The sequence below is a fragment of the Citrobacter sp. XT1-2-2 genome, assembly GCF_023516235.1.
Taxonomy (GTDB): domain Bacteria; phylum Pseudomonadota; class Gammaproteobacteria; order Enterobacterales; family Enterobacteriaceae; genus Citrobacter; species Citrobacter werkmanii.
In genome coordinates this window covers 1,258,181-1,282,130 of sequence record NZ_CP097324.1, presented here as the reverse complement: position 1 = coordinate 1,282,130, position 23,950 = coordinate 1,258,181, and the positions used below count along the sequence as shown (strand labels likewise).

At 49.0% G+C, this 23,950-nt stretch carries 31 protein-coding genes and 1 other annotated feature; of the genes, 21 read left to right on the top strand and 10 right to left on the bottom strand.

All coding sequences use genetic code 11. The features are described 5' to 3' along the window. Window positions 1-13: 13 nt before the first annotated feature. Window positions 14-745, bottom strand: coding sequence for a purine nucleoside phosphorylase YfiH (yfiH, locus tag M4I31_RS06150; protein ID WP_085048919.1), 732 nt, complete (start codon window positions 743-745; stop codon window positions 14-16). After that, window positions 742-1,722 (bottom strand): 23S rRNA pseudouridine(1911/1915/1917) synthase RluD, encoded by a 981-nt coding sequence (gene rluD, locus M4I31_RS06145; protein WP_038642740.1) that lies wholly within the window; start codon window positions 1,720-1,722, stop codon window positions 742-744. Before rluD ends, yfiH begins: the two co-directional genes overlap by 4 nt. Before the next feature lie 131 nt (window positions 1,723-1,853). On the opposite strand from rluD, the gene bamD reads away from it, so the two are divergent. The 4 genes from bamD to pheA all read left to right on the top strand — a co-directional run bounded on the left by bamD (window position 1,854) and on the right by pheA (window position 4,611). Continuing rightward, window positions 1,854-2,591 carry an outer membrane protein assembly factor BamD gene (gene bamD, locus M4I31_RS06140; RefSeq protein ID WP_005130417.1) on the top strand — a complete coding sequence of 246 codons (738 nt, stop codon included), beginning with the start codon at window positions 1,854-1,856 and terminating at the stop codon, window positions 2,589-2,591. Window positions 2,592-2,861: 270 nt separating this feature from the next. Further along, window positions 2,862-3,200, top strand: a complete 339-nt coding sequence (gene raiA, locus M4I31_RS06135; protein WP_003031244.1) for a ribosome-associated translation inhibitor RaiA — start codon at window positions 2,862-2,864, stop codon at window positions 3,198-3,200. Window positions 3,201-3,302: 102 nt separating this feature from the next. Continuing rightward, window positions 3,303-3,428 (top strand) — a sequence feature (Phe leader region). Next, window positions 3,304-3,351 carry a pheA operon leader peptide PheL gene (gene pheL / locus M4I31_RS06130; RefSeq protein WP_100250063.1) on the top strand — a complete coding sequence of 16 codons (48 nt, stop codon included), beginning with the start codon at window positions 3,304-3,306 and terminating at the stop codon, window positions 3,349-3,351. (Overlaps the previous feature by 48 nt.) A gap of 22 nt (window positions 3,429-3,450) precedes the next feature. After that, a complete protein-coding gene (gene pheA, locus M4I31_RS06125) occupies window positions 3,451-4,611 on the top strand; it encodes a bifunctional chorismate mutase/prephenate dehydratase (RefSeq protein ID WP_038642743.1) in 1,161 nt (386 codons plus the stop codon). Window positions 4,612-4,653: 42 nt separating this feature from the next. On the opposite strand, the gene tyrA is transcribed toward pheA, so the two are convergent. Then, a complete protein-coding gene (tyrA, locus tag M4I31_RS06120) occupies window positions 4,654-5,775 on the bottom strand; it encodes a bifunctional chorismate mutase/prephenate dehydrogenase (RefSeq protein ID WP_038642745.1) in 1,122 nt (373 codons plus the stop codon). Window positions 5,776-5,785: 10 nt separating this feature from the next. After that, entirely contained in the window at window positions 5,786-6,856 is a 1,071-nt protein-coding gene (gene aroF, locus M4I31_RS06115) for a 3-deoxy-7-phosphoheptulonate synthase AroF (protein WP_042313300.1), read from the bottom strand. Window positions 6,857-7,071: 215 nt separating this feature from the next. Between aroF and M4I31_RS06110 the strand changes: the two genes are divergently transcribed. The 4 genes from M4I31_RS06110 to M4I31_RS06095 all read left to right on the top strand — a co-directional run bounded on the left by M4I31_RS06110 (window position 7,072) and on the right by M4I31_RS06095 (window position 9,834). Beyond that, window positions 7,072-7,446, top strand: coding sequence for a DUF2799 domain-containing protein (locus M4I31_RS06110; RefSeq protein WP_038642749.1), 375 nt, complete (start codon window positions 7,072-7,074; stop codon window positions 7,444-7,446). Between the two features lie 158 nt (window positions 7,447-7,604). Further along, a complete protein-coding gene (locus M4I31_RS06105) occupies window positions 7,605-8,123 on the top strand; it encodes a YfiR family protein (RefSeq protein ID WP_038642751.1) in 519 nt (172 codons plus the stop codon). After that, window positions 8,116-9,339 carry a diguanylate cyclase DgcN gene (gene dgcN, locus M4I31_RS06100; RefSeq protein WP_038642753.1) on the top strand — a complete coding sequence of 408 codons (1,224 nt, stop codon included), beginning with the start codon at window positions 8,116-8,118 and terminating at the stop codon, window positions 9,337-9,339. The genes M4I31_RS06105 and dgcN overlap by 8 nt, the downstream gene beginning before the upstream one ends. A gap of 12 nt (window positions 9,340-9,351) precedes the next feature. Further along, entirely contained in the window at window positions 9,352-9,834 is a 483-nt protein-coding gene (locus tag M4I31_RS06095) for an OmpA family protein (protein WP_038642755.1), read from the top strand. Between the two features lie 234 nt (window positions 9,835-10,068). On the opposite strand, the gene M4I31_RS06090 is transcribed toward M4I31_RS06095, so the two are convergent. The 3 genes from M4I31_RS06090 to M4I31_RS06080 are packed head-to-tail and all read right to left on the bottom strand — an operon-like array spanning window position 10,069 to window position 12,335. Next, complete coding sequence (locus M4I31_RS06090) at window positions 10,069-11,118, bottom strand: site-specific integrase (protein WP_213199226.1); 1,050 nt, start codon at window positions 11,116-11,118, stop codon at window positions 10,069-10,071. Between the two features lie 23 nt (window positions 11,119-11,141). Beyond that, a complete protein-coding gene (locus M4I31_RS06085; protein ID WP_103014762.1) occupies window positions 11,142-11,480 on the bottom strand; it encodes a DUF2511 domain-containing protein in 339 nt (112 codons plus the stop codon). Between the two features lie 9 nt (window positions 11,481-11,489). After that, complete coding sequence (locus M4I31_RS06080) at window positions 11,490-12,335, bottom strand: phage repressor protein CI (protein ID WP_043991250.1); 846 nt, start codon at window positions 12,333-12,335, stop codon at window positions 11,490-11,492. Window positions 12,336-12,448: 113 nt separating this feature from the next. Between M4I31_RS06080 and M4I31_RS06075 the strand changes: the two genes are divergently transcribed. The 6 genes from M4I31_RS06075 (at window position 12,449) to M4I31_RS06050 (ending at window position 14,391) form a co-directional block, all read left to right on the top strand. Further along, entirely contained in the window at window positions 12,449-12,802 is a 354-nt protein-coding gene (locus M4I31_RS06075) for a hypothetical protein (RefSeq protein ID WP_001278192.1), read from the top strand. A gap of 50 nt (window positions 12,803-12,852) precedes the next feature. Then, window positions 12,853-13,362 carry a phage regulatory CII family protein gene (locus M4I31_RS06070; RefSeq protein WP_001550177.1) on the top strand — a complete coding sequence of 170 codons (510 nt, stop codon included), beginning with the start codon at window positions 12,853-12,855 and terminating at the stop codon, window positions 13,360-13,362. A gap of 7 nt (window positions 13,363-13,369) precedes the next feature. After that, on the top strand, window positions 13,370-13,570 hold the full coding sequence (locus tag M4I31_RS06065; protein ID WP_213199228.1) for a phage filamentation protein Fil family protein: 201 nt from the start codon (window positions 13,370-13,372) through the stop codon (window positions 13,568-13,570). Continuing rightward, the gene (locus M4I31_RS06060) at window positions 13,534-13,872 is read left to right on the top strand and encodes a DUF5347 domain-containing protein (RefSeq protein WP_000963462.1); all 339 of its coding nucleotides are present in this window, start codon (window positions 13,534-13,536) and stop codon (window positions 13,870-13,872) included. The genes M4I31_RS06065 and M4I31_RS06060 overlap by 37 nt, the downstream gene beginning before the upstream one ends. Before the next feature lie 67 nt (window positions 13,873-13,939). After that, window positions 13,940-14,167, top strand: coding sequence for a DUF2732 domain-containing protein (locus tag M4I31_RS06055; RefSeq protein WP_193630162.1), 228 nt, complete (start codon window positions 13,940-13,942; stop codon window positions 14,165-14,167). Next, entirely contained in the window at window positions 14,167-14,391 is a 225-nt protein-coding gene (locus M4I31_RS06050) for a TraR/DksA family transcriptional regulator (RefSeq protein WP_213199229.1), read from the top strand. The genes M4I31_RS06055 and M4I31_RS06050 overlap by 1 nt, the downstream gene beginning before the upstream one ends. 21 nt (window positions 14,392-14,412) lie before the next feature. Here the strand turns inward: M4I31_RS06050 and M4I31_RS06045 are convergent, their stop codons facing one another. After that, complete coding sequence (locus M4I31_RS06045; protein ID WP_170973594.1) at window positions 14,413-15,006, bottom strand: hypothetical protein; 594 nt, start codon at window positions 15,004-15,006, stop codon at window positions 14,413-14,415. 175 nt (window positions 15,007-15,181) lie between these two features. Between M4I31_RS06045 and M4I31_RS06040 the strand changes: the two genes are divergently transcribed. From M4I31_RS06040 to M4I31_RS06010, 7 genes are all read left to right on the top strand, one after another. Beyond that, window positions 15,182-17,263 carry a replication endonuclease gene (locus tag M4I31_RS06040; protein ID WP_312257641.1) on the top strand — a complete coding sequence of 694 codons (2,082 nt, stop codon included), beginning with the start codon at window positions 15,182-15,184 and terminating at the stop codon, window positions 17,261-17,263. A gap of 113 nt (window positions 17,264-17,376) precedes the next feature. After that, window positions 17,377-17,559 (top strand): hypothetical protein, encoded by a 183-nt coding sequence (locus M4I31_RS06035; protein WP_000232650.1) that lies wholly within the window; start codon window positions 17,377-17,379, stop codon window positions 17,557-17,559. Window positions 17,560-17,562: 3 nt separating this feature from the next. Continuing rightward, window positions 17,563-17,796, top strand: a complete 234-nt coding sequence (locus tag M4I31_RS06030) for a DinI family protein (protein WP_001222154.1) — start codon at window positions 17,563-17,565, stop codon at window positions 17,794-17,796. Window positions 17,797-17,991: 195 nt separating this feature from the next. Beyond that, on the top strand, window positions 17,992-18,201 hold the full coding sequence (locus M4I31_RS06025; protein WP_103014768.1) for a hypothetical protein: 210 nt from the start codon (window positions 17,992-17,994) through the stop codon (window positions 18,199-18,201). Between the two features lie 257 nt (window positions 18,202-18,458). Beyond that, complete coding sequence (locus M4I31_RS06020) at window positions 18,459-19,130, top strand: hypothetical protein (RefSeq protein WP_231912254.1); 672 nt, start codon at window positions 18,459-18,461, stop codon at window positions 19,128-19,130. Window positions 19,131-19,403: 273 nt separating this feature from the next. After that, complete coding sequence (locus M4I31_RS06015) at window positions 19,404-20,222, top strand: hypothetical protein (protein ID WP_094963287.1); 819 nt, start codon at window positions 19,404-19,406, stop codon at window positions 20,220-20,222. Further along, the gene (locus M4I31_RS06010; RefSeq protein ID WP_213199231.1) at window positions 20,219-20,944 is read left to right on the top strand and encodes a hypothetical protein; all 726 of its coding nucleotides are present in this window, start codon (window positions 20,219-20,221) and stop codon (window positions 20,942-20,944) included. The genes M4I31_RS06015 and M4I31_RS06010 overlap by 4 nt, the downstream gene beginning before the upstream one ends. A gap of 30 nt (window positions 20,945-20,974) precedes the next feature. Here the strand turns inward: M4I31_RS06010 and M4I31_RS06005 are convergent, their stop codons facing one another. Next, window positions 20,975-22,021, bottom strand: coding sequence for a phage portal protein (locus M4I31_RS06005; protein ID WP_023135270.1), 1,047 nt, complete (start codon window positions 22,019-22,021; stop codon window positions 20,975-20,977). Beyond that, window positions 22,021-23,790: a terminase ATPase subunit family protein gene (locus tag M4I31_RS06000; protein WP_001550190.1), complete on the bottom strand. Its 1,770-nt coding sequence runs from the start codon at window positions 23,788-23,790 to the stop codon at window positions 22,021-22,023. Before M4I31_RS06000 ends, M4I31_RS06005 begins: the two co-directional genes overlap by 1 nt. Window positions 23,791-23,950 lie beyond the last annotated feature (160 nt).

The following is a 23,950-nucleotide window of genomic DNA, read 5'->3' as shown; positions in this document are numbered from 1 at the left end:
TTGATTCTTTAGGTTATATCAGCCAAATAAAACTTGCCATACGACCCGTGGTATTGTCGCGACGATAAGAGAAGAAAGTCTCACTTTCGCTGAAGGTGCACCGGTCACCGCCGTAGAGGTGCGTCACGCCGACATTTGCCAGACGCTGGCGCGCAAGCTGGTAGATATCCGCCAGATATTTGTCTGCGCGCGGTACAAATGCGAGGTCCGCCTGCGGATCATGCGCCATGAACGCTGCGCGGACTTCTGGCCCCACTTCAAACGCGTTCGGGCCAATCGCCGGGCCTAGCCAGGCAATAATGTTTTCAGGTTTGTCGGCAAAACACGCCACCGTCTCTTCCAGCACACCGGCGCATAATCCGCGCCAACCTGCATGGGCCGCCGCGACTTCCGTACCTGCACGATTACAAAATAGTACGGGCAGACAGTCCGCCGTCATCACCGCACACACGGTGCCTGGCGTATTGCTGTATGACGCATCCGCACGTTTGGAGGAGTACGGCTCGCCCGTCAGTTTCAGGACCTCCTTACCGTGGACCTGTTCCAACCAGACTGGCTTTGAAGGCAGATTGCCCGCAGCAAACAGTCGTTTGCGGTTCTCTTCGACATGCTCCGGGTTATCGCCGCAATGGGCGCCCAGATTCAGCGAATCATAAGGCGGCATACTGATACCGCCAATACGGGTAGAACTACATGCCGCAACACCTTGCGGTAGCGGCCACTGCGGGACAATTAGCTTACTCATAACCAGGCAATATCATCCTTATGTTCTTCGAAATCAGCGCGCATCACTTCAATCAGTTCCACCATATCTTGCGGAATTGGCGCATGCCATTCCATTTCGATACCGGAAATCGGGTGATACAGACGCAGCATGGTCGCGTGCAGCGCCTGACGGTCGAACTTACGCAATACGGAAATAAATTCGTCAGAAGCGCCTTTTGGTGGACGCGGACGACCACCGTAGACCGGATCTCCCACCAGCGGATGAGTGATATGCGCCATGTGCACGCGGATCTGGTGCGTACGTCCGGTTTCCAGACGCAACCGCAGACGCGTGTGCACACGGAAGTGTTCCATAATACGATAGTGCGTCACCGCCGGTTTACCCATCGGGTGTACCGCCATGTGTGTACGCTTGGTCGGGTGACGGCTAATCGGCTCTTCAACGGTTCCACCCGCTGTCATATGACCAATCGCCACGGCTTCGTACTCACGGGTAATTTCACGCAGCTGTAATGACTCCACCAGACGCGTTTGCGCCGGAACGGTTTTTGCCACCACCATTAATCCGGTCGTGTCTTTGTCCAGACGATGGACGATACCCGCGCGAGGAACATCCGCAATTGGCGGGTAGTAATGCAGCAACGCATTCAATACCGTGCCATCAGGATTGCCTGCGCCCGGATGCACCACGAGGTCACGCGGTTTGTTGATAACAAGAATATCGTCATCTTCATACACGATATCCAGCGGGATATCCTGAGGCTCAAAACGAACCTCTTCGTCAATTTCTGCATTGATGGAGACCTGCTCTCCACCCAACACTTTTTCTTTCGGTTTATCGCAAAGATTGCCATTTACCAGCACGCGCTGGTCGAGGATCCATTCTTTTATGCGCGATCGCGAATAATCAGGGAACAATTCGGCCAAAGCCTGATCTAAGCGTTGACCGAGCTGATTTTCGGAGACTGTTGCGGTGAGTTCTACTCGTTGTGCCATAAACTGCTTCTTTGTTTAACGTTGGGTTTTACGGCTTTGCCGTTTAATATAGTGTGCTATTGTAGCTGGTCTTAACCGGGAGCAGGAACAGAGAATCTCCCGTAAAACATTTTGAGGAAAGTCAAAACGTCATGACGCGCATGAAATATCTGGTGGCAGCAGCCACGTTGAGCCTGTTTTTGGCGGGTTGCTCTGGTTCAAAGGAAGAGGTGCCCGATAATCCGCCAAATGAAATCTACGCGACTGCTCAGCAAAAGCTGCAGGACGGTAACTGGAAACAGGCAATAACGCAATTGGAAGCGTTGGATAACCGTTATCCATTTGGACCGTATTCTCAGCAGGTGCAATTAGATCTCATCTACGCCTACTACAAAAACGCCGATCTGCCACTTGCTCAGGCTGCCATCGATCGTTTTATCCGTCTTAATCCGACACACCCTAACATTGATTATGTCATGTATATGCGTGGCCTGACCAATATGGCGTTGGATGATAGCGCACTGCAAGGATTCTTTGGGGTTGATCGCAGCGATCGCGATCCACAACATGCCCGAGCTGCGTTTAATGACTTTTCCAAACTGGTACGTGGCTATCCTAACAGCCAGTACACCACTGACGCCACTAAACGTCTGGTGTTCCTGAAAGATCGTCTGGCGAAGTATGAATACTCCGTTGCGGAATATTACACTGCCCGTGGCGCATGGGTGGCGGTGGTAAACCGTGTGGAAGGCATGCTGCGCGACTACCCGGATACCCAGGCAACGCGTGATGCTCTGCCGTTAATGGAAAACGCTTATCGCCAGATGCAAATGAATGCGCAGGCAGAAAAAGTAGCGAAAATCATTGCCGCCAACAGCAGTAACACCTGATTTACCTCAGAATGCAAAACGGCAGCCCCAAGGGCTGCCGTTTTTTTATCCGTTTACGCCATAACTGAAGCGGTTTAGCTCCAACGCATCTCATCAAATATGGCCTGCTTTCTGCTATTCCTCAAGTAAAAAATCGCTTGTTCCTGCGGTGCCTCACAAAAAGGTTTTCTTGACAAAAAGCGACAAAATAATGTGATTTAAATCACGCATTTTGACATTAGGAACGGTATGCTGGAATCACCAAGACGGGAAAGACAAGAGGTAAAATTTATGACAATGAACATTACCAGTAAACAAATGGAAATTACTCCGGCAATTCGCCAGCATGTCGCAGACCGTCTCGCCAAACTTGAAAAATGGCAAACTCATCTGATTAATCCACATATCATTCTGTCTAAGGAGCCACAGGGTTTCATTGCTGATGCCACCATCAATACACCGAACGGACATCTGGTCGCCAGCGCAAAACACGAGGATATGTACACCGCAATTAACGATTTGATCAACAAGCTGGAACGGCAGCTCAATAAAGTGCAGCACAAAGGCGAAGCCCGTCGTGCAACAACTTCAGTCAAAGACGCCAACTTCGTCGAAGCAGAAGAAGAGTAGTCCCTTACATTGAGTGTATCGCCAACGCGCCTTCGGGCGCGTTTTTTGTTGACAGGGTGAAAACAGTACGGGTACTTTACTGACGTAGCCAAAGGAAAATTACATGAAACTTGTCCCGTTCTTCTTCGCATTCTTTTTTACCTTCCCCTGAATGGGAGGCGTTTCGTCGTGTGATAAAGAATGCGAAGACGAACAATAAGGCCTCCCACAACGGGGGGCCTTTTTTATTGATAACAAGAAAGGCAACACTATGACATCGGAAAACCCATTGCTGGCGCTGCGCGATAAAATCAGTTCGCTGGATGAAAAATTACTGGCCCTACTGGCTGAACGGCGTGGGCTGGCCGTAGAAGTCGGTAAAGCTAAACTGCTTTCACATCGTCCGGTACGTGATATCGACCGCGAACGCGATCTGTTAGACCGGCTGATTCAGCTTGGCAAAGCGCATCATCTCGACGCGCACTATATCACCCGCCTGTTCCAACTGATTATCGAAGACTCCGTCCTGACGCAGCAGGCACTGCTCCAGCAACATCTGAACAAAATTAACCCCCATTCCGCGCGCGTCGCCTTCCTTGGGCCAAAAGGCTCATACTCACACCTCGCCGCACGTCAGTACGCTGCCCGTCATTTTGAACAATTCATTGAAAGCGGCTGCGCGAAATTTGCCGATATCTTTAATCAGGTCGAAACCGGACAAGCTGACTATGCGGTGGTCCCGATTGAAAACACCAGCTCCGGTGGGATTAACGACGTCTACGACCTGCTGCAGCACACCAGTCTGTCTATCGTTGGCGAGATGACTATTACGATTGACCACTGCGTACTGGTATCCGGCACAACCGATCTCGAGACCATTGATACGGTATACAGCCACCCGCAGCCGTTCCAACAGTGCAGCAAGTTCCTGAGCCGTTACCCACACTGGAAGATTGAGTACACCGAAAGCACCTCAGCGGCGATGGAAAAAGTTGCACAAGCTAACTCACCGCGCGTAGCCGCACTGGGGAGCGAAGCCGGAGGCGTACTGTATGGTTTGCAGGTTCTCGAGCATATCGAAGCTAACCAGACACAAAACATTACCCGCTTTGTGGTGCTGGCACGCAAGGCTATCAATGTTTCCGACCAGGTTCCGGCTAAAACTACGCTGCTGATGGCAACAGGCCAACAGGCCGGTGCGCTGGTTGAAGCGCTGCTGGTACTGCGTAACCATAATCTGATAATGACTAAACTGGAGTCACGCCCGATTCACGGCAATCCATGGGAAGAGATGTTTTATCTTGATATCCAGGCCAATCTGGAATCCCCCCAAATGCAAAAGGCGTTAAAGGAATTGGGGGAGATTACGCGTTCGATGAAGGTGCTGGGATGCTACCCGAGTGAGAACGTGGTGCCGGTCGATCCGAGTTAACGTGACAATGCCGGATGGCGCTAAGCTTATCCGGCATCTTACTTAAGGACGGCTGTCATTCGCCTGGCGCAACAAAGTACGGCTTTCGCTCTGGAAGCGTTTCGCATAATCGCCAAACCAGTGCTCCACCTTACGGAAGCTGTCGATAAACGCTTGCTTATCGCCCTGCTCCAGTAAACCAATCGCCTCACCAAAACGTTGATAGTAGCGTTTGATCAGCGCAAGGTTGCTCTCAGACGACATAATGATATCGGCATACAGCTGCGGATCCTGGGCAAACAGGCGTCCAACCATCGCCAGTTCAAGGCGGTAAATCGGCGAAGAGAGCGCCAGCAATTGTTCCAGTTGCACGTTTTCTTCCGCCAGGTGCAGACCATAGGCGAAGGTCGCAAAGTGACGCAAGGCCTGAATAAACGCCATATTCTGGTCGTGTTCAACGGCGCTGATTCGATGCAGCCGCGCGCCCCAGACCTGAATCTGTTCCAGGAACCACTGATAGGCTTCCGGCTGACGTCCATCACACCAGACAACCACCTGTTTTGCCAGACTGCCGCTGTCCGGACCAAACATGGGATGTAATCCCACCACCGGACCATCGTGCGCTGCCAGCATCGCCTGTAAAGGACCATTTTTCACCGATGCCAAATCGACCAGGATACAGTCAGACGGCAGACGCGGTAATTTAGCGATCACCTGCTCGGTGACGTGGATCGGCACGCTGACGATCACCATGCCTGCATCAGAGACGATCTCCGACGCGCGATCCCAGTCCTGCTGTTCCAGGATCCGCACCTGATAACCTGACAGAGTGAGCATTTTTTCGAAAAGACGCCCCATCTGACCACCGCCGCCGACGATCACTACCGGTCGTAGGGAAGGACAAAGCGTTTTAAATCCTTTGTCATTTTCACTGGAGTAGGACTCGCGCATAACCCGGCGCAGCACATCTTCAATCAGATCCGGCGGTACGCCAAGGGCTTCCGCTTCCGCGCGGCGTGAAGCCAACATAGAGGCCTCCCGCTCCGGCACGTAAATCGGCAGCCCAAAGCGGCTTTTTACTTCACCGACTTCGGCAACCAGCTCCAGGCGGCGTGCCAGCAAATCCAGCAGCGCCTTGTCGACTTCATCAATTTGATCGCGTAATGCGGTCAATTCAGCAACCATAACCAACCTCTTATGCTACACGCGCCGACAGCTGGCCGTTTAAATCCTGGCTAATTTCACGCAGTAGCGCATCCGTCATTTCCCAGCTAATGCATGCATCAGTTACGGACACGCCGTATTTCATTGCGCTGCGCGGCTGTTCGGAAGACTGGTTGCCTTCATGAATATTACTTTCAATCATCAAACCAATGATCGAGCGATTGCCATCTTTGATTTGCGCAATCACGGATTCAGCCACGGCAGGCTGACGGCGGTAATCTTTATTGGAGTTACCATGACTGCAATCTACCATCAGGGAAGGTCTTAGTCCCGCCTGTTCCATCTCTTTTTCGCACTGGGCAACATCTGCCGGGCTGTAGTTCGGCGCTTTGCCGCCACGCAGGATCACATGACCGTCCGGATTGCCCTGAGTTTGCAGCAGCGCTACCTGCCCTGCCTGGTTAATACCGACAAAACGGTGTGACTGCGCCGCGGCACGCATGGCGTTGATCGCGGTGGCCAGGCTGCCGTCAGTGCCGTTCTTAAAGCCAACCGGCATCGAAAGACCAGAAGCCATTTCACGGTGAGTCTGTGATTCCGTGGTACGCGCACCGATTGCCGACCAGCTAAACAGATCGCCCAGGTACTGCGGGCTATTAGGATCCAGGGCTTCAGTTGCCAGCGGAAGTCCCATATTTACCAGTTCAAGCAGCAACTGACGCGCAATTTTCAGTCCAGCTTCAACATCAAAAGAGCCATCCATATGAGGATCGTTAATTAACCCTTTCCAACCAACGGTAGTACGGGGTTTTTCAAAATAGACGCGCATCACCAGGTAGAGGTTATCGCTGACCTCTGCGGCAAGGGCTTTAAATCGACGAGCGTACTCAATTGCCATTTCAGGATCGTGAATGGAGCACGGACCACATACCACCAGCAGACGCGGATCGCGACCGGAGATAATATCTGAAATGGTTTTACGCGACTGGGCGATTTGCGCCTCTTGTGCCTGGCTCAGCGGAAATTCAGCTTTCAGCTGTTCCGGAGTCATCAGAACCTGTTCGTCGGTAATATGTACGTTGTTCAGCGCGTCTTTTTGCATGATGGTGATCCTGGTTAGCTCGTTTGCGATAGTTGATCCTCAGCGAGGAGGAAATAACGATATCACAACAGGTAAAGATTTCAATCCATAATCCGTAAATTTTAATTTACATCGCGCTATTAGGCACTAAATAAAGCCTATCTGAGTGTATATTTAAATTTACGCCATCCTGATATCAGATCCACTATGCTTAAAAAAACGCGGGAGCACAGGCAATGAAGCAACTCATCAGCACCTTATTAATACTACTTCTTAGCGGATGTCAGATAGACCCCTATACTCACGCCCCTACCTGGACTGGCACCGACTGGTACGATGCCGGGATACGCGATGCCATTTCAGGCTATGCGGTTAAAGATAATGAAATTCTTGCCGACAATTACAATGATCCAGAAGTCGATCGTACGGAATATCTTAAGGGTTACGCCGAGGGACAACGTAAAACCTGCCAGCAGGATTTTGTTTACGCCAGGGGTCTGGCCGGGAAAACCTTTCCCCCAAGTTGCGATACTGTCGAAAATGTTGACCAGTTACACAACGCCTGGCAAAAAGGGGCAAACGAAGGTAATGCCGCTATAAGATTAAATTAAACAATAACTTATATTTTATATGCACATAAGATTTAACTTAAATTATCCATAGCTTTATACCCGGAATAATGACGACTTAGGAAAATAATGTTATTTTGTCTCAAACAATCTTGAGTGTATTTCGACGCTTTACGGCAACCGCTGGTAGGTAACTATTCATGAGCTATTCTTACCGACTCATACTTCTACTGGCACTGCTCCTGACCGGATTACCGCTGTACGCCCAGAGCGTTACGGAAGAAGCAAAATCTGTACGCGCGATGGTTTCCGGCATCGTCAGTTATACACACTGGCCTGCACTTTCCGGGCCACCAAAACTGTGTATTTTCTCTTCATCGCGTTTTTCCAGTGTACTGGGAGATACCAGTACTGGTGCTTTACCCTATCTTCCCGTCATCATTCGTACGGAACAAGAAATATTAGTTTCGCAGTGTGATGGTTTTTATTTTGGAAAAGAATCCCCTGGTTATCAGGTGGAATTAAAGAATAAATATCCGACAAAGGCACTGTTATTAATCGCTGAACAGAATCCCGAATGCGTTATTGGCAGTGCCTTTTGCCTCATAATTAAAGATGAAGATGTGAGATTTTCCGTAAATATGGATTCCCTTTCACGCAGTGGCGTAAGGGTCAGTCCAGACGTATTGATGCTTGCACGGAATAAAAAGCATGGATAAGGGCCATTCTCCCATAACACGCCCGACGTTTAAGCGGACATTACGGCGTATCAGCATAATCAGCGTCCTGGTCACCATGACGTTGATCTGGCTACTGCTTAGCATTTCCTCCGTGCTGGCATTAAGACAGTATGCGCAAAAGAACCTGGACCTGACCGCAGCCACGATGACTCGTACACTTGAAGCTGCATTAGTCTTTTCTGACAGTGTTGCGGCAACAGAAACTCTGGCGGCGCTAGGGCAACAAGGGCAGTTTTCCGTAGCGGAAGTGCGTAATAAAAATCAGAACGTGATCGCCACCTGGCGCTATGACGCGCAGGACACCACTGAAAAGATCAGCGGTTTGATCAGCCACTGGTTGTTTCCGCAACCGGTCACACAGCCCATTTTGCATAATGGCAATGTTATTGGTGAAGTGCGCCTGACTGCCCGCGATAGCGTGATCAGCCATTTCATTTATCTGTCGCTGGCCGTTCTTACCGGATGCATTCTGCTGGCATCAGGCATAGCATTAATGCTCACTCGCTATTTGCACAATGGCGTAGTAGAAGCCCTGCAAAATATCACCGAGGTGGTACATGATGTCCGTACCAACCGTAACTTTTCACGACGTGTTTCAGAAGAACGTATCGAAGAATTTCATCTTTTTGCCCAGGATTTTAATAGCCTGCTGGACGAGATGGAGGAATGGCAACTTCGGTTGCAGGCAAAGAACGCTCAGCTTTTGCGTACCGCGTTACATGATCCTCTGACAGGACTGGCAAATCGCGCCGCATTTCGCAGCAGCATTAACGCCCTGATGAACGACGATGCTGCCCGCAGCAGTTCTGCATTGCTATTCCTTGATGGTGATAATTTTAAATTTATTAACGATACCTGGGGCCACGCAGCGGGCGACCGTGTCCTGATTGAAGTTGCAAAAAGGCTGTCCGAGTTTGGAGGTGATCGACATCACCCCTACAGGCTTGGCGGCGATGAGTTTGCCATGGTGCTGTATAGCGTTCACTCAGAATACGAAGTTCAGCGTATCTGTGCCGCACTGTCACAAGCGTTTAACCGACCTTTTGACCTGCACAATGGTCATCTGGCAAGCATGACACTCAGCATTGGCTTTGCGCTGACGTGGGAACATGCCTCTGCCGAGAAATTACAAGAACTTGCCGATCAAAATATGTATCAGGCCAAACATTTGCGTTCTGAACGCATTATTAAATAAGGAATTACACACATGTTAAAACGCCTATTTTCACCGTTTTTTCTGCTTTTACTGATTGTGGCAGGCTGTCAGGCACCTCAGGGAAAATTTACCCCAGAGCAAATTGCAGCTATGAAATCGTACGGATTTAGCGAAGTTTCAGGAGACTGGTCTCTTGGCCTGTCTGACAATATCCTGTTTGATAAAAACGACTATAAGCTACGTCCGGAAAGTGAAAAGCAGATTCAGGAAATGGCATCCAAACTGGCTGCTACCGGGCTAAACCATGCTCGTCTGGATGGTCATACGGATAACTACGGCGAAGACAGCTACAACGAGGCTCTGTCGCTCAAACGCGCGAATGTCGTGGCTGATGCCTGGGCACAAGGCGCTAATATTCCCCGTACCAATCTGACCACCCAGGGACTCGGGAAGAAATACCCTATCGCCAGTAACCAGACCTCTAAAGGTCGTGCTGAAAACCGCCGTGTCGCGGTCGTCATCGCCACACCGTAATCATCCCCGGCTGACTGTATCCAGAGAGTATGTAAAGTCCCCCGGCAGTCAGTCTGTTCCCATCAGTAAATATCGCGATAAAAAAAGGGCCAGCCTTTCGGCCAGCCCTTTTCTAACAGGATGTCGCTTGCGCGAATCTTAGTTAAGACGCTCCTATTAACACCCCATAGCAAACAAGCACTTACCATATAAAACAACTAGTTAAAGTAATTTTTAATGCAATGAATTGCAGTGCTATGCAACCTCTGCCGCCATATTGTCGCCAACATACAGCGATAACGGATTGAGGGTGACAGCTTGTTCAAGGTGGTCAGGAGCAAAGTGTGCATACTTCATTGTTTCTCGAATATTGGCATGCCCGAGAATTTTCTGCAGCACCAGTATATTCCCGCCGTTCATCATAAAATGCGCACCAAAAGTATGACGCAAAACGTGCGTCTTCTGCCCTTCCGTCAATTCAATATTCGTTAGTTTGAGCATCTTTTTAAATTCCTGATAGCAGGGTTTAAACATTCTGCCTTGACGTTCGGACAACTCGTCGTACAGCCATTTAGGGATAGGAACTGTGCGATTCTTCTTACCTTTGGTTTTGGTGAACGTCAGTTTATATGGAGAAAGTTGCGGGCGGGTCAATCTCTCCGCTTCCCCCCATCGAGCGCCGGTTGCAAGGCACACCTTAACAATCATGGTGAGGTCTTCTTTGCCGTATTGCTCGCAGGCTCGAAACAGCTCAGGGAGTTGAGACAAAGTCAGCCATGACATTTCCTTCTCAGCTTCTTTAAAGACACGAATGCCATCAAGCGGATTAGGTAGACTCCATTCCCCTAACCGCTTTAGCTCATTGAAAACAGCTTCTAAATACTGCTGTTCACGGTTCACGGTTATCGGTTTGGCGATCCATTTTGTAGGGTCTTTGTGATATCCATTATCTATTTCGCCACGAAGCCGTTTATCACGATAGTGAGCCCAATCTTTAGCAGTAAGGCGGGATGCGATAGGGTCACCAAGACCATTACATACAATCTGCAATTTAGCCAATCGTGACTTACTTGCAACTAAAGCCTGTCCATGCAGATTATGCCAAAGCTGGATTATCTCACTTAAGCGCCGCCGGTCTTCTTTCTTGCCAAGCCACGGCTTATCCTCACTCTCACTTTTCGTAAATGCTTCGAATGCCTCGGCCTCACCTTTGGTATTGAATTGCCGACGTATACGCCGCCCTTCCCTACCATTTGGATAAAGCTCGCATAACCATTTACCATTTTTTTGCTTACTTACTGTCATAGCTACACCGAGGCCAAATATTTTTATTCACATAGCGCTATGGCTTCACTGAAAACCGGACCAATATCAGCGCGTTCTAATGGATCTGTAGGGTCTTTTTTTAGCACTTCTTTTAAATCTCGCCCTTCCATTTTTCCAGACTTGACGGCGTTCTTAGCCATGCCGCTTAGGGGATAGCGTTCATCCGTATCAGTGTCATAAACAAAAACGTAGTGACTATTTACACATGATACTTTTGCATGCTCAAAGGTCAGCGGCCATTTATCACCAAAAGATTTACTATCAATCTCTTTAAACTTCTCAGCGGCTAAGGCTGAGGAAGAAAGTGCGATACAGACCATCAAAAATAAAAACTTTTTCATTACTGCTCCTTAAACATGCTTTTCCAAAGTAAAAATAACCGCACCTGATGGTGTGATATCTGAGAGATTACATTCAAACTCAGCAGACTTATTTGATAACCTGACCTTTCCACCTGGCAACCTGATTACGTCAAAAACATCGAGTGCGCCATCAATACCAATAAGCCAGCGACCATTTCCTATCTTCGAGTTAGAACTATCAACAAGCCAAGATGTGCTCACACCATCGATAAACACTAAATCATCAGTATTTGACGGAGCCATAGATATATCAGGAGTCCAGCGTCCGATATCTTTGAGTTCGCCCGCCTCGAGGCGGCACTTTCTAATCGTTAAAGCATTTGCCGGTTCACCATCATTACTATTACGCATTTGGCCTTTTCCGGTAGATAACCATTCTAACGATACGCCAGTATCAAGGGCGCAAGTGACAACCACGTCACCGGGGAAAAAATCGCGTCTAACCCAAGTGCTTATAGTGCCGGAAGATATACCTAATAAATCGCCAAGCTCTTTTTGCAGAGTAAAACCATACGCATCGAGAATCCGACGCAGAACCGCCCTCCCTCCATTTGCCATGATTTCATCATAGAGTTGCTTTCCTTTGAGTTTAGCTTTCACCACCTCAAATCTTGCATTTGCAAGCTCACCATTAATTAGCCATCGCAGGTCAGCCCCCGTATCAAGAGCACACTCAACGAAAACGTTGCTTGGGATTACGTTTCTTGCAAGCCAACTACTCACGTTGTTTGCATGTATACCAAGCCTTTCGGCTAGTTCCTTTTGCTGCTTAAAGCCGTATGCAGAAAGGACTCGTTCCAATGCGGCAGGCGCATTAACATCATTTTTAGACATATCACACCAACAATAATTTTGTTTACAACCAAAATTTAGCGATCTATATTGGTGCTCATCGACCAAGATGCACACCACTGCACTACATTTCAAACAACAGGAGATAATGCGATATGTCAGATGCAAAATCAATCCCGCTGCATGACGCACAAAACTTACAAAATCAAACTGTATTGCTAGACGCTGGTCAGTTCAACGCGCTTGTAACCATGATGCAGCTATCCATGCAAAACATGATTCGTACAGCGATGTTAGACACCATGTCAGTAAAAGACTTCGCCGCCGCCCGTGGCGTTAGCGAGCGTCTGGTCTGGCAATGGATTGATGAGGGCGTCCTTCTCAAAGCTCCCACCAAAGATGTTACCAGCAAAGAAAAAGCCGCTAAGCGTAGCCGCACCCTTATCAACGTCAAAGCATGGCGTGACAAACTGACCCAGCAAGCTATCGATTGCCGTTATATCAACTAACAGTCATCGCTTAACTGAACTTGATTTTGCAAGTTAAAGGGAGTTACAGCATGTTAGATTTTCGTGTTTCGTCACATGCGCACTTTGACGAGGCCTGCAGAAAATTCGCAGCTACTCATAACGTGAAAGAACTAGCGAATAAAGCCGGAATCAAGCCGCATACGCTTTACAACAAACTCAACCCAGAACAGCCGCACCAGTTAACGCCGCGTGAAATCTGGACACTGACAGACCTGACCGAAGACTCGACTCTCGTCGATGGTTTTCTGGCGCAGATCCATTGTCTGCCATGCGTACCGGTCAACGAGCTGGCAAAAGAGAAATTGCAATCCTACGTCATGCACGCAATGAGTGAACTAGGCGAACTGGCAAGCGGTGCAGTTTCCGGCGACCGCCTCACGCCAGCCAAAAAACAAAACATGATTGCTAGCGTAAATGCGGGGATTCGCATGTTGTCATTATCGGCAATGGCGCTGCATGCACGCCTGCAGACTAATCCCGCTATGTCGAGCGTAGTCGATACCATGAGCGGTATTGGCGCATCGTTTGGTCTGATTTGAGGTGCATATGCTGAAAAGTGAACCCTCATTCGCGTCTCTGCTCGTTAATCAAAGCCCCGGCATGCATTACGGCCACGGCTGGATCGCAGGTAAGGACGGCAAGCGCTGGCACCCGTGCCGCTCACAGGCTGATTTACTGGCTGACCTGTCCACCAAAAAACAGGGGAAATCATGGCTATCGAAGCTGTTTCCGCAAATGTTCCGCTAAAGGCGGGCGAGCGTCTGGCTGGTCTCAATCACATAGCTGAATTGCGCGCGAGATATTGGGGGGATAGCTGGAAAGAGGTTGAGCGTTTTGTCGATGATATGCGCGATAAACGCGATCCACAATTTGAAGAAAATACTCGGGCGCTGGCCGCTATTTTCTTTCTGGCAAAAATACCGGCGGCTCGTCATGAGCTCGAATTAAGTGAGCTGACCACTGACGAGAAAAAGGCGCTTATTACAGCGATGAATCATTTTCGTGCAGTGGTGAGTTTATTTCCCAAACGGCTAACCATGCCGAATTAATCCAAACAGAAATTTAATGGCGTAAACCCGCAGGGCTTCTTATTGCCCGAAATCAGGAGAGTTAATTATGCGTAATACCGAAACCCGTAGTTTTAACACTGATAGTGATGCGCTGGCCGTATTGCTGACCGATGCAAAAAAAGAAGAGCGTAAAGACCGCGCGCTCGCTGTTTCCATCCGTCTTGAGGCGCTGGCTATCCATATCACCAAAGAGGGTATGAGCGGCAACGAAGCTGCAGAATTGCTGCGCCGTGAAGCAGCCCGCTTTGAGAATGAATCACAGGAGCTGCACTAATGGCCGACACAATTGATTTAGCCCAGCAGCGTGAGCAGGAAGACCGCGAGCGCTACATCAATGAAGCGCGCAGCCGTATCACTGCGCCTTCCCGTTTTTTCTGCGAAAAATGTGGCACACCAATCCCGGAAGCTCGCCGCATCGCGATTCCGGGCGTGGATTTGTGCGTGACCTGCCAGCAGGTTGAAGAGCTGAAAGCAAAACACTATCGGGGGGCAATATGACTACCCGACCACTAAGCCAGCTCAAGAAAGCGGCGTGTATTTGGGATAAAGCCCATCAAAGCATCTCGGCGTTTTGGCTGCGTCAGCATGCCACATCCAAACAGGGTGAATGTCACCCGAAAGAATCGAAGCTACAAATTTTGAAAAAACTTCGGGAACAGCAAAAAGCTCAGTCGACATCGGTAAATGCTGGGGATTTCCAGAGCGAAAAAACTCAACAGTCTGCCGAACACAGCGAGCCGACACATGAATATCTGTCGATAGTTCTTCCCAGGTCTGCCAGTCATCCTGTGGAGATACTGGGGTATCCAAATAACGTCGATTTAAAATTTGTAAGGCGTGCCGAACATGTGTTGACCATTCTTCGCGTGGTTTCCAGCTATGTGGACAATTCCACTCAATTTTCCGACCTAGCTCACGCCGACCACCTATTGAAAGAGGTAGCCGGTCTGCTATGTGGCATTGAGTGTCAGCAAGAAAAGCATCGCAAATGCCCAGCATGTCGGATGCGGAAATGATCTTCATTGGTTCTTTCGTAGCTTCGAAAGGCGTCACCTCTGTAATCAAATCAACATAGCGGCGTTGGGTGGGATCTTCTTCAGTGAATAAAGTCATAGACACTCCTGTCTCAGCAAAAGCTACGGGTGAGATTGATTATGCCTTTGTATGGAATTTTCCAAAACAGGCAATAGCCAGCCCATATCTCACCTATGACCAACAGCATCGCCGCGACCGCATGTTCGCGGCTTTGCTGCATGCGAGAAAAATGCTTTCCCTCCAGCCTGAGTGCGTGCGTTTTGATGTTTATCGAACCGCTGCAATGCTGGAGCAAAATCAGGGCAGTCAACGAGCCAATGCTTTTTTAATCAGCTTCTGCAAAAAGGCATTGCCGCGTCTTGAACTGGTCGCCAAAAAATATGAGTGTGCAGGCATCAGCAGCGATGTATCAGGCGCTGTTTTCGGTGGTCATTTCGATACGAAATATATGCAGTATCTGGCATCACGTATGGTCAATATGGTTGCCAGATACAACCGCCTCCCGGATATGTCGCGTGCCGACATTGACTTGCTGGCTGCTGATGTCGCTAATTTTATTCGTGCTGAACTGGCGGAACATGATGACGCTGATTCAGATTTCGGCGAGCTGGCGACATTACATGGCTGGTACATGCGCGCCGGACTAATTGCGCTGCAATTTGGTGTTACTCCTCCTCATTGGGCGGGACTGACAACAAAATACTTTGACCAGGACAAAGCGGCACCAGCAATCATGCGCATGTTTAATGATGTCTGGTGGCGCGGTCGTTTACGTCGCATTGCGGCTGCATGGCGCGAACATCTGCAAATTGCAGTCGGCAATGTCAGCAAAAAACGACACGCATACGCGAGTAAAAACTGCGTGACCGACTGGCGCGAGCAGAAGCGCCGCACGCGTGAATTTCTTAAAGGACTGGAACTCGAAGACGAAGACGGCAACCGCATCAGTCTGATTGAAAAATACGATGGCTCGGTTGCTAACCCTGCAATACGTCGCTGTGAGCTGATGACCCGCATCCGTGGGTTTGAAAATATCTGCAATGAGCTCGGTTATGTCGGTGAGTTTTACACTCTGACTGCACCGTCTAAATATCACGCCACCACCAAAGCGGGATACCGTAACAGCAAATGGAACGGTGCCAGCCCGTCGGACACGCAGAGTTATCTCACCAGCCTTTGGGCGCGCATACGCGCCAAGCTACACCGGGAAGAAATCCGCATTTTCGGCATCCGTGTTGCCGAGCCTCATCACGACGGGACGCCTCACTGGCACATGCTTATGTTTATGCTGCCGGAAGACGTTGAGCGTGTGCGCCTCATTATTCGCGATTATGCGTGGGAGGAAGACCACCACGAACTGAAAAGCGATAAAGCCAAAAAGGCACGCTTCCATGCCGAAGCCATTGACCCAGAAAAGGGCAGCGCTACCGGCTATGTCGCTAAATACATTTCCAAAAATATCGACGGCTATGCTCTCGATGGCGAAACCGATGACGAAAGCGGTGAGCTCCTAAAAGAAACAGCCCCCGCTGTTTCAGCATGGGCGGCGCGCTGGCACATCCGGCAATTTCAGTTTATCGGCGGTGCGCCTGTGACGGTCTACCGTGAGTTGCGTCGTCTCGCTGATACCGAGACCGCGCACGGCTTGAGTATTGAGTTTGCCGCCGTTCATGACGCCGCTGATGCCGGTGATTGGGCTGGGTATGTCAATGCGCAGGGTGGTCCGTTTGTCCGTCGTGATGATTTGCAGGTGCGCACGCTGTATGAACCGCGCGCCGAGTTTAACCAGTATGGTGAGGAAACCGTCTGCATCCGTGGCGTGTACGATTCCGCTGTTGGGGCTGGCACTCCGATTTTAACCCGGTTAACGCAGTGGAAAATTGTGCCGAAGCGTGCCGTTGATTTGGCCGTTGACGTTAAGGGCGCTCCTGCGCCCTCTCGGAGTTCTGTCAATAACTGTACGGGGAGCGAAAGCGATCCACCGGAACTCGATTTTTCAAAACCACTGAGTCGACGTGAAAGACGAGAACTGACAAACCGGCTCAGGAAGCAAAAGCCACAAATGCGGCGAAAATTCATTCACGGAACGAATGAGCAAAATGCAGTTGTAGCGAAAATTATCGACGAGATACATCTGACAACCGGCATCACTATCAGCCGGGGAGAAGCCCTGCACCTGATGGCCGGTGGTAAAAGTTGTTTTGATGGCAAATGGCTACGCGGAACGGCCAAAGGAGAAATATTCTCAGCAGCACCATCACATCAGGCTAAGGCTAGAAAAATCCTTTATCGTGTTGCTGCGATGGCTGAGGCATCAAAACCAATGCCTGAGTAATTCATATCCATATCATGCACATACAGCCATCACCCTATTCATTTTTTTCTTCCCATCTTTTACCAATACGTGATACTGTATAAATATACAGTATACCCTATGGGAGGGATTTCATGGTTGGCGAACATTTCAGCCGAACGCAGCAAAAGTGGGCTTGTGTGCAATTTATCGCCGAGGTATCTCTGATTGCAAACTGCAAGCCATCAGACTTAAAGCTCGCGCTCACTCTCATTGCAGACCTAGCAAACAGCGAAAATAACGAAACCGAAGATGATATTTTTTATAAGGCTGATTAGATTATGAGAATCAATATCACATTGGATAAAGAGCAAAAAATTAGTCAGGCAACGTTGGATGCACTTGAGGCTGAGCTGTACCGCAATCTTCAACCTATTTACCCAAAGACTGCTATCCGCATTCGCAAGGGCTCCGCAAATGGCGTTGAGCTAAGCGGTTTGAAACTGGACGAAGATAAAAAAAGAGTAATGGAAATCATGCAGCAGGTATGGGAGGACGATAGCTGGCTGCATTAACAAACGCCGCCGGTGCTGAAACTTGCTTTCAGTGTTGGCGGGGTTGAACAACTCGCAGCGCGAGGCGTTAGTTATGCCTTTCAAAGTTTCTAGTTGTGTTATTGGGTACACATTCGTGATGAATGGGGCGTTACCCTGGAGGATTTTATAGTGGCTTTTCGACGGCACTGAATAAAATTCATTAAGGGCGATAATATGCATCGACTACCAAGCGAAATTCCGCAGCACGAAATTGAAAGCATAAAACTGATGGCTATCGTTCATCGTCTGCAGACGATAATGGTCAATGAGAATCTTACGCCAACGGAATTGGTCGGGTGTGCAGAAATAGTCAGGGATAACTACGATAAGCTGAGCGCTATCAGCAGGCCGACACAATACGCACCGCCACCATGTCGACGATAGCGAACGCCGTCGGCCCTAAAACTCGCTTTCGGTACTGGTGGGTTGAACAACGAGCCACTCTAGGTGTTAGCCTGTTCCGTAGAGATTCACCCCAACCGGCACTATAAAAGCCGATTTTTGTGTGTTCAATCTAAAGGATGGGGTCTGACATCCCATCATCAGATTTGTGTTATTTTAGTGCTACTCATTCGTCATTAGACATTGTAAGGGCAATGTATATGAAACCAAGCACACACTGCGTTTATTGCGGTGTTCTCATGAACAAGATTGAAAATCATCCCCACTGCCGCTCAGTTGAACACATGATTCCGCAAGTTTCAGTCTCCATTCATAGAACCAACGGCGAAGGTGATTTCTATGTATGCAAAAAGTGTAATGGCGATAAAAGCCGAATTGACGAGGTGTTAGGTGTCATTTGCCGCATGGTAGGAGAGCACTCAACGGGCAGCTTTGATGCTGTTAATAAATTCCATAATGCGCTTAAAAGAAAAGACTCAAAATTTCGTGAAGCATTCCAAAGCGTTAGGCATACAAAAAAAGGTGCGCAGATAACATTACCCCTAAATGGCAAGGAGATTTACCAATACGGCACCTGGTTAGCCAAAGGCGTATTTTTCTTAGAATATGGGCAATTGTTGACTGTAGATAAATTAATTTGGATTAATATCGTTCGCCACGACGAAGTAATCGCCATTAAAGAAATGTATAGAAATCAACGTGGTTCTGAAGCATTTGATGATTTATCGAAGAATAGCAACATTCCAAATATTAATGGAGAGTCGTTTCTGATTGTTGGCCAGGATGCTCGAGAAATGTTTATTTGCTTCAATAGAGTAATGATGTTTCATATAAAGATTCTGGATAGAACATTTATTAATCAAAAAAAATGCAAAAAAGCCCTACTCAATCTTGAAAAAAGGGTTCAATAAGATAAATAAGATGTAATGAATGTGTGCATGCTGCTGCATTTTTTTGCATGCGTTGATCCAACCGCCAAAACATAAGGGGTACCGCTAGTAGCTTAGCTAAAGAGAGGTCATGCAACTGCATTAAAACCGCCCCATAAAGCGGGCAGGCGTGGCGGGGAAAGCATTGCGCGCAGCACACACTTGCAATTTGATATTTTTGGTGTAAAAAATCGGTGTCAATGAGTAGAAGATGAAAAAATAATAACCAAAGGTTACTAAATCAAGGATGTGCCGATGAAAGTTAGCTATGACGTTGTCATCAAAAGTGGTGATCAAGAAGTTGATATGGAGTATGGCCTTGATACCCTCTCTGGAACGGCTGAGGTGACATGCATACTAGCAGAGGCAATACTCAGAAAAAAAATTATTAAGCGCCGCACTCATGTTAACCCTGCGCGAGCGGTTCTCAAACAAAGCTTTAAAAGTTCTTATGGTCAAAACTTCGACTTGATTGTTAATGAGCCGGAATTAGCTGCCGAATTAAAAAAAATGACCCGTTCTGTGTTCTCGGAAGTCATGGGGTATTTTATTTCTGAATCTCTATATCTGGAAACTAAGGAGCTATCTCCAAAAGCTGCAGGAATTATTGAGGAGCTTGAGGAAATTGAAGATGAACTTATTGATCGTATCAGACAACCTTTGGTAAGGATGCATAGGATAAATCTTCAAAAAAACTTTGATGTTGAACTTAACTATAAAAAACCTGCTGGCGAACAAAGAATAGCAAAGTTAGACACAATGACTGCTACAAACTTGACACAATCAAAAATAAAGCCCGGTCAAGTTAATATTAACGCAGTTATTACTCGATTTAATGCGAGAACTGGAAATGGTAGGTTAGTTATCGAAGGTGAAGATGATACAGTAGCCTTTGGTTTTTACATGCCTTTAAAGTCTATACCCGCCGCTCAAAAAAGATTGGTCTCATTAAATTTACACAATAATAATGGCAGGCAAGATAACTACACATATCTAAAACTTACTGTTAGCAAAGTTGTAGTAAAAAGTGGTGATGTGGTGAAATATCTAATCCGTATGGTTGAAACTGTATGAGAAAGGTGTTGCTGTCTTCGGCTGGCGTGATTGTAGCTGTGTGCGCCTTGTATTACTTCAACTTCGGAGTAAACGGACATTTATCCAGCAAGACTGATGTTTGGGCGCAGTTTGGTGATTATTTGGGTGGTGTCGTCAATCCTATACTTTCATTTATTACAATTTACCTCCTTATAAATTCAATAAAACTTCAAAGGGAGGCTAATTCCAGCCTGATCGATGAAGTAAAAAGGCAAGAATCTTTAGAAGAGTATAAAAAATTTGAAGTGAGATTTTTCCATTTGGTTGAATGTCAGGATTCTAACTTTGAAAGGTTTTGTGTTCAAGTTGGTGATGTTGATGGACAAACTGACGGGGTGATCGAAGAATTTACAAGTGGTGCAGCCGTAACTTATCTTGAAGATAATATTGTAATTTTAGTTAAAGCCAAGGTAAAAAAAGAGGTAATAACAAAGTGGTTAAGTGAAGTGGATGCTAATGATTGCATTTTTTCAGTGGTGCGCCGCTTTTATTTGATTGTGAAGTTGATAGATAATTGCGGGGTTGAACGGGAAGATTATTATGAAACATTAGTTAACTTAACTGACATAAAAATAATATCTTTAGTTGCAATGGCTTGTACATACTACGAGTGGGATATCGTAAAGTATATCCATGACAGTAAAATACTTGAACGAGATGGAGTTAAAGAGTTTGTTTCGCAAATATCCACTCACGATTGAGAGCCGCCATGCTGGCGGCTAGAGTGGTGATTATTCCGGGTTATCGAGGGTGTACTCTTTGAACCTGATGACCTCCATGCCGAGCCAGTCGTTTACCTCCCTGAACCTGTCCTGTAGCGGCGACAGCTCATTGCGCACAAATACCTTTGCCACCTTCTCAACGTCACCGAGTGAGCCAATATTCTCGGGCTTGCCGCCCATTAGCTGGAACGGCACGCGGTGCGCATCCATCAGGTCAGCGGCACTGGCTTTCTTGATATTGAAAAAGTCATCCTTTGTGGCGACCTCGCTCAGTGGCACGATTTTGATGCCGTCCGGTTTTCCGCCGGGGGCGTAGAAAAACAGGTTCTTAAAGTTGCCGAGCCCTTTCGAGTTGCGCATCGCCTCGCGCAGCGATTCGACGTCGGTCGCGCTCTGCGCCGGGTCGGTCACATACATGATGTAACCCGCGTGTGCACCGTTCTGGTAATACTTGCGGCGGAACAGCGTTGCGGATTCATTCAGCCAGGCAGAATTAAGCGCGCTGAGATATTCCGGCAGGCCGTAAATCTCCTGATTAATGTCAGGCTCCAGCAGATGAAACACGGTATCAGGCGCGAACTCATGCGGCTGAGTGAAGTTTTCCACAAACCAGAAAATTGAATCATCGACCCCACGGCGGGTGTATTTTGCTGGTGATGTCAGCAACTTGATTAACTGGCCGGTGACGCTGTGGCGCTGCTCAAGAAAGGCGTTGCCGAAGACCAGATAGTCGAGCGCAAAACGGCTGAAATCCTGACGGGATAACAGCGGGTGCGGAATGTAGGTGCTCGCGAGTACGTTGCGTTTAACGTAAATCGGTGAGCTGTGATGTACGGCAGAGCGCAGGCTCTTTGCCAGCCCGGAAAAGCTGACCGGCGGCTCGTACCATTTGCCGTTACTGATGCACTCGACGTAATCCAGAATATCGCGCTTATCGAGCACCGGAACTGGCTCACCGAAGGTGAACGCTTCCATTTTTTGCGGTGCGCTGGCTTTCAGTTGCTGTGGTGCGCGTGTTTTCTGCGCGGCGGCTTTGCGGGATTTTTGCTTACCCATTAGTTGAACTCCAGAATAGATTTAGGCTGCATGCCGCTACCGGCAGAAAGCGGTTCGTTTAACAGGGCGTGCATGGTCGCCCATGCGATATCGGCGTGACTGGCTTCCTCGGTGCGGCTGGCCTCATAAGTTGCGCTGCGCCCGCTGCTGGTCATGGTTTTGCGAATCGACATAAACGACTGCGTGACGTCGGTTGCCCCGGCGTCGTACTCCAGACAGCCGCGGCGAATAGTGTCTTTTGCCTTGAGCACCATGGCGGTTTTCATTTCAGGTGTGTAACGGATGCCGCGTGCCGCCGGGTAGAATGAGCGCACCAACTGGAACACGCCGAGACCGAGGCCGGTTGCGTCAATGCCGATGTATTCGACGTTGTATTTCTCAGTCAGCTTGCGGATGCCCTCTGCCTGCGCGGCAAAGTCCATGCCTTTCCACTGGTGGCGCTCCAGCATGCGGAACTTGCCACCCGAGACCACCGGCGGTGCGAGCACGACGCACCCGGCACTGTCGCCAGTGTGCGACGGGTCGTAGCCAATCCAGACCGGGCGAGAGCCGAAAGGATGGTCGGCGAACGGGGCAAAATCCTCCCATTCTTCCATCACATCGACCATGCAGCGCTGCAGCTCCTCGAACGGGAATACCGATGCCTTATCGTCGACAAACTCGCACATAAACAGGTTTTTAAAATCATCATCACTGTTTTCGCGTTTGAGCTGGTCGAGGTCGAACAGGGTGCAGCCCCCGGCAAGGGCGTCCTCAATGGTGACAATCTGCCGCCACTGGCCATCATCGCAGAGCTGACCACCGGCGAGTGCGCGGTGACTGATGTCGATTTCGATGCGGTCAGCGGCACTGGCGCGCCCCTTGTTGAACAGCTCACCCGACCAGAAGGGGTAAGCCCCGTGCGCCAGCGTTGAGGGCGTCGAAAAGTAGGTTGAGCGCAGGTGCTTCTGCGATGCCATGCCCGAGGCGACTTTGCGCAGTTTCTGAAAGTTCGGGATCCAGAATATTTCATCGACATACAGGTCGCCGTTATGGCTCTGCGCGGTGTTGGAATTGGTACCGAGAAAAATCAGTTTTGCGCCGTTGTTGCCGATGACAATCGGGTCGCCGGTCAGGTCGACGTCGACCAGTCGCGCAAACTGGATGATGTATTCGCGGAACACGTAAGCCTGCGTTTTACTGGCTGACAGAAATATCTGGTTATGGCCGGTTTTGAGCGCGCGCAGCAGCGCCTCGCGGGAGAAATAGAACGTCGCGCCAATCTGGCGGGATTTGAGAATGTCGCGAATACGGTGTTCCAGCCCTGCGCGGTACCACTGCAACTGATACTCGAAAGACTGGTCGAAAAATAATTCTTCCAGTTTCTCGATAGCCTCGTCGCTGAAAAAATTCTTTTTCGGCTTTTTGCGCTCCCCTTTGTTGCGGTTGGCGACGTTGGGGTTAAGGTCGGCCTCGTTGCCGGTCTGGCTATAGCGGTTGACGCGCGCCAGCCGTTCAATCTGCCGTCCGAGCAGGTCAATCTCTTTGAAATCGCCGCCTGTCTTTTGCGGCTTGGCGATGAGCTGAATCAGCCTGGCCTCAAGGCTGCTTTCAACGCGGGAAATCGGCGCGATGCCGTCCCAGCCGTCGCGCTGCTTCCAGCTCTGCACGGTCGGGCGCTTGACCTGCAGCATTTCGGCAATCTGTGGCACGGAAAACCCCTGCCAGTAAAGCAGCGATGCCTGTCGTCGCGGGTCATGCAACAAGGTTGTATCGGTGGAAATGGTCATTGATGCCTCGCCGTAGTGGATTCAGGGCAAGGCTACTTAATGGCCGTCAGTGATTCGCTAAGGTGCTGTTGTGTGGGGGATTGTCCAGCCGTCATCGGTGGTCTGGTGTGCCCTGAGTCTGGAAACTGGCGTTGACCAGTAACCCTAACCTCAGGACTCC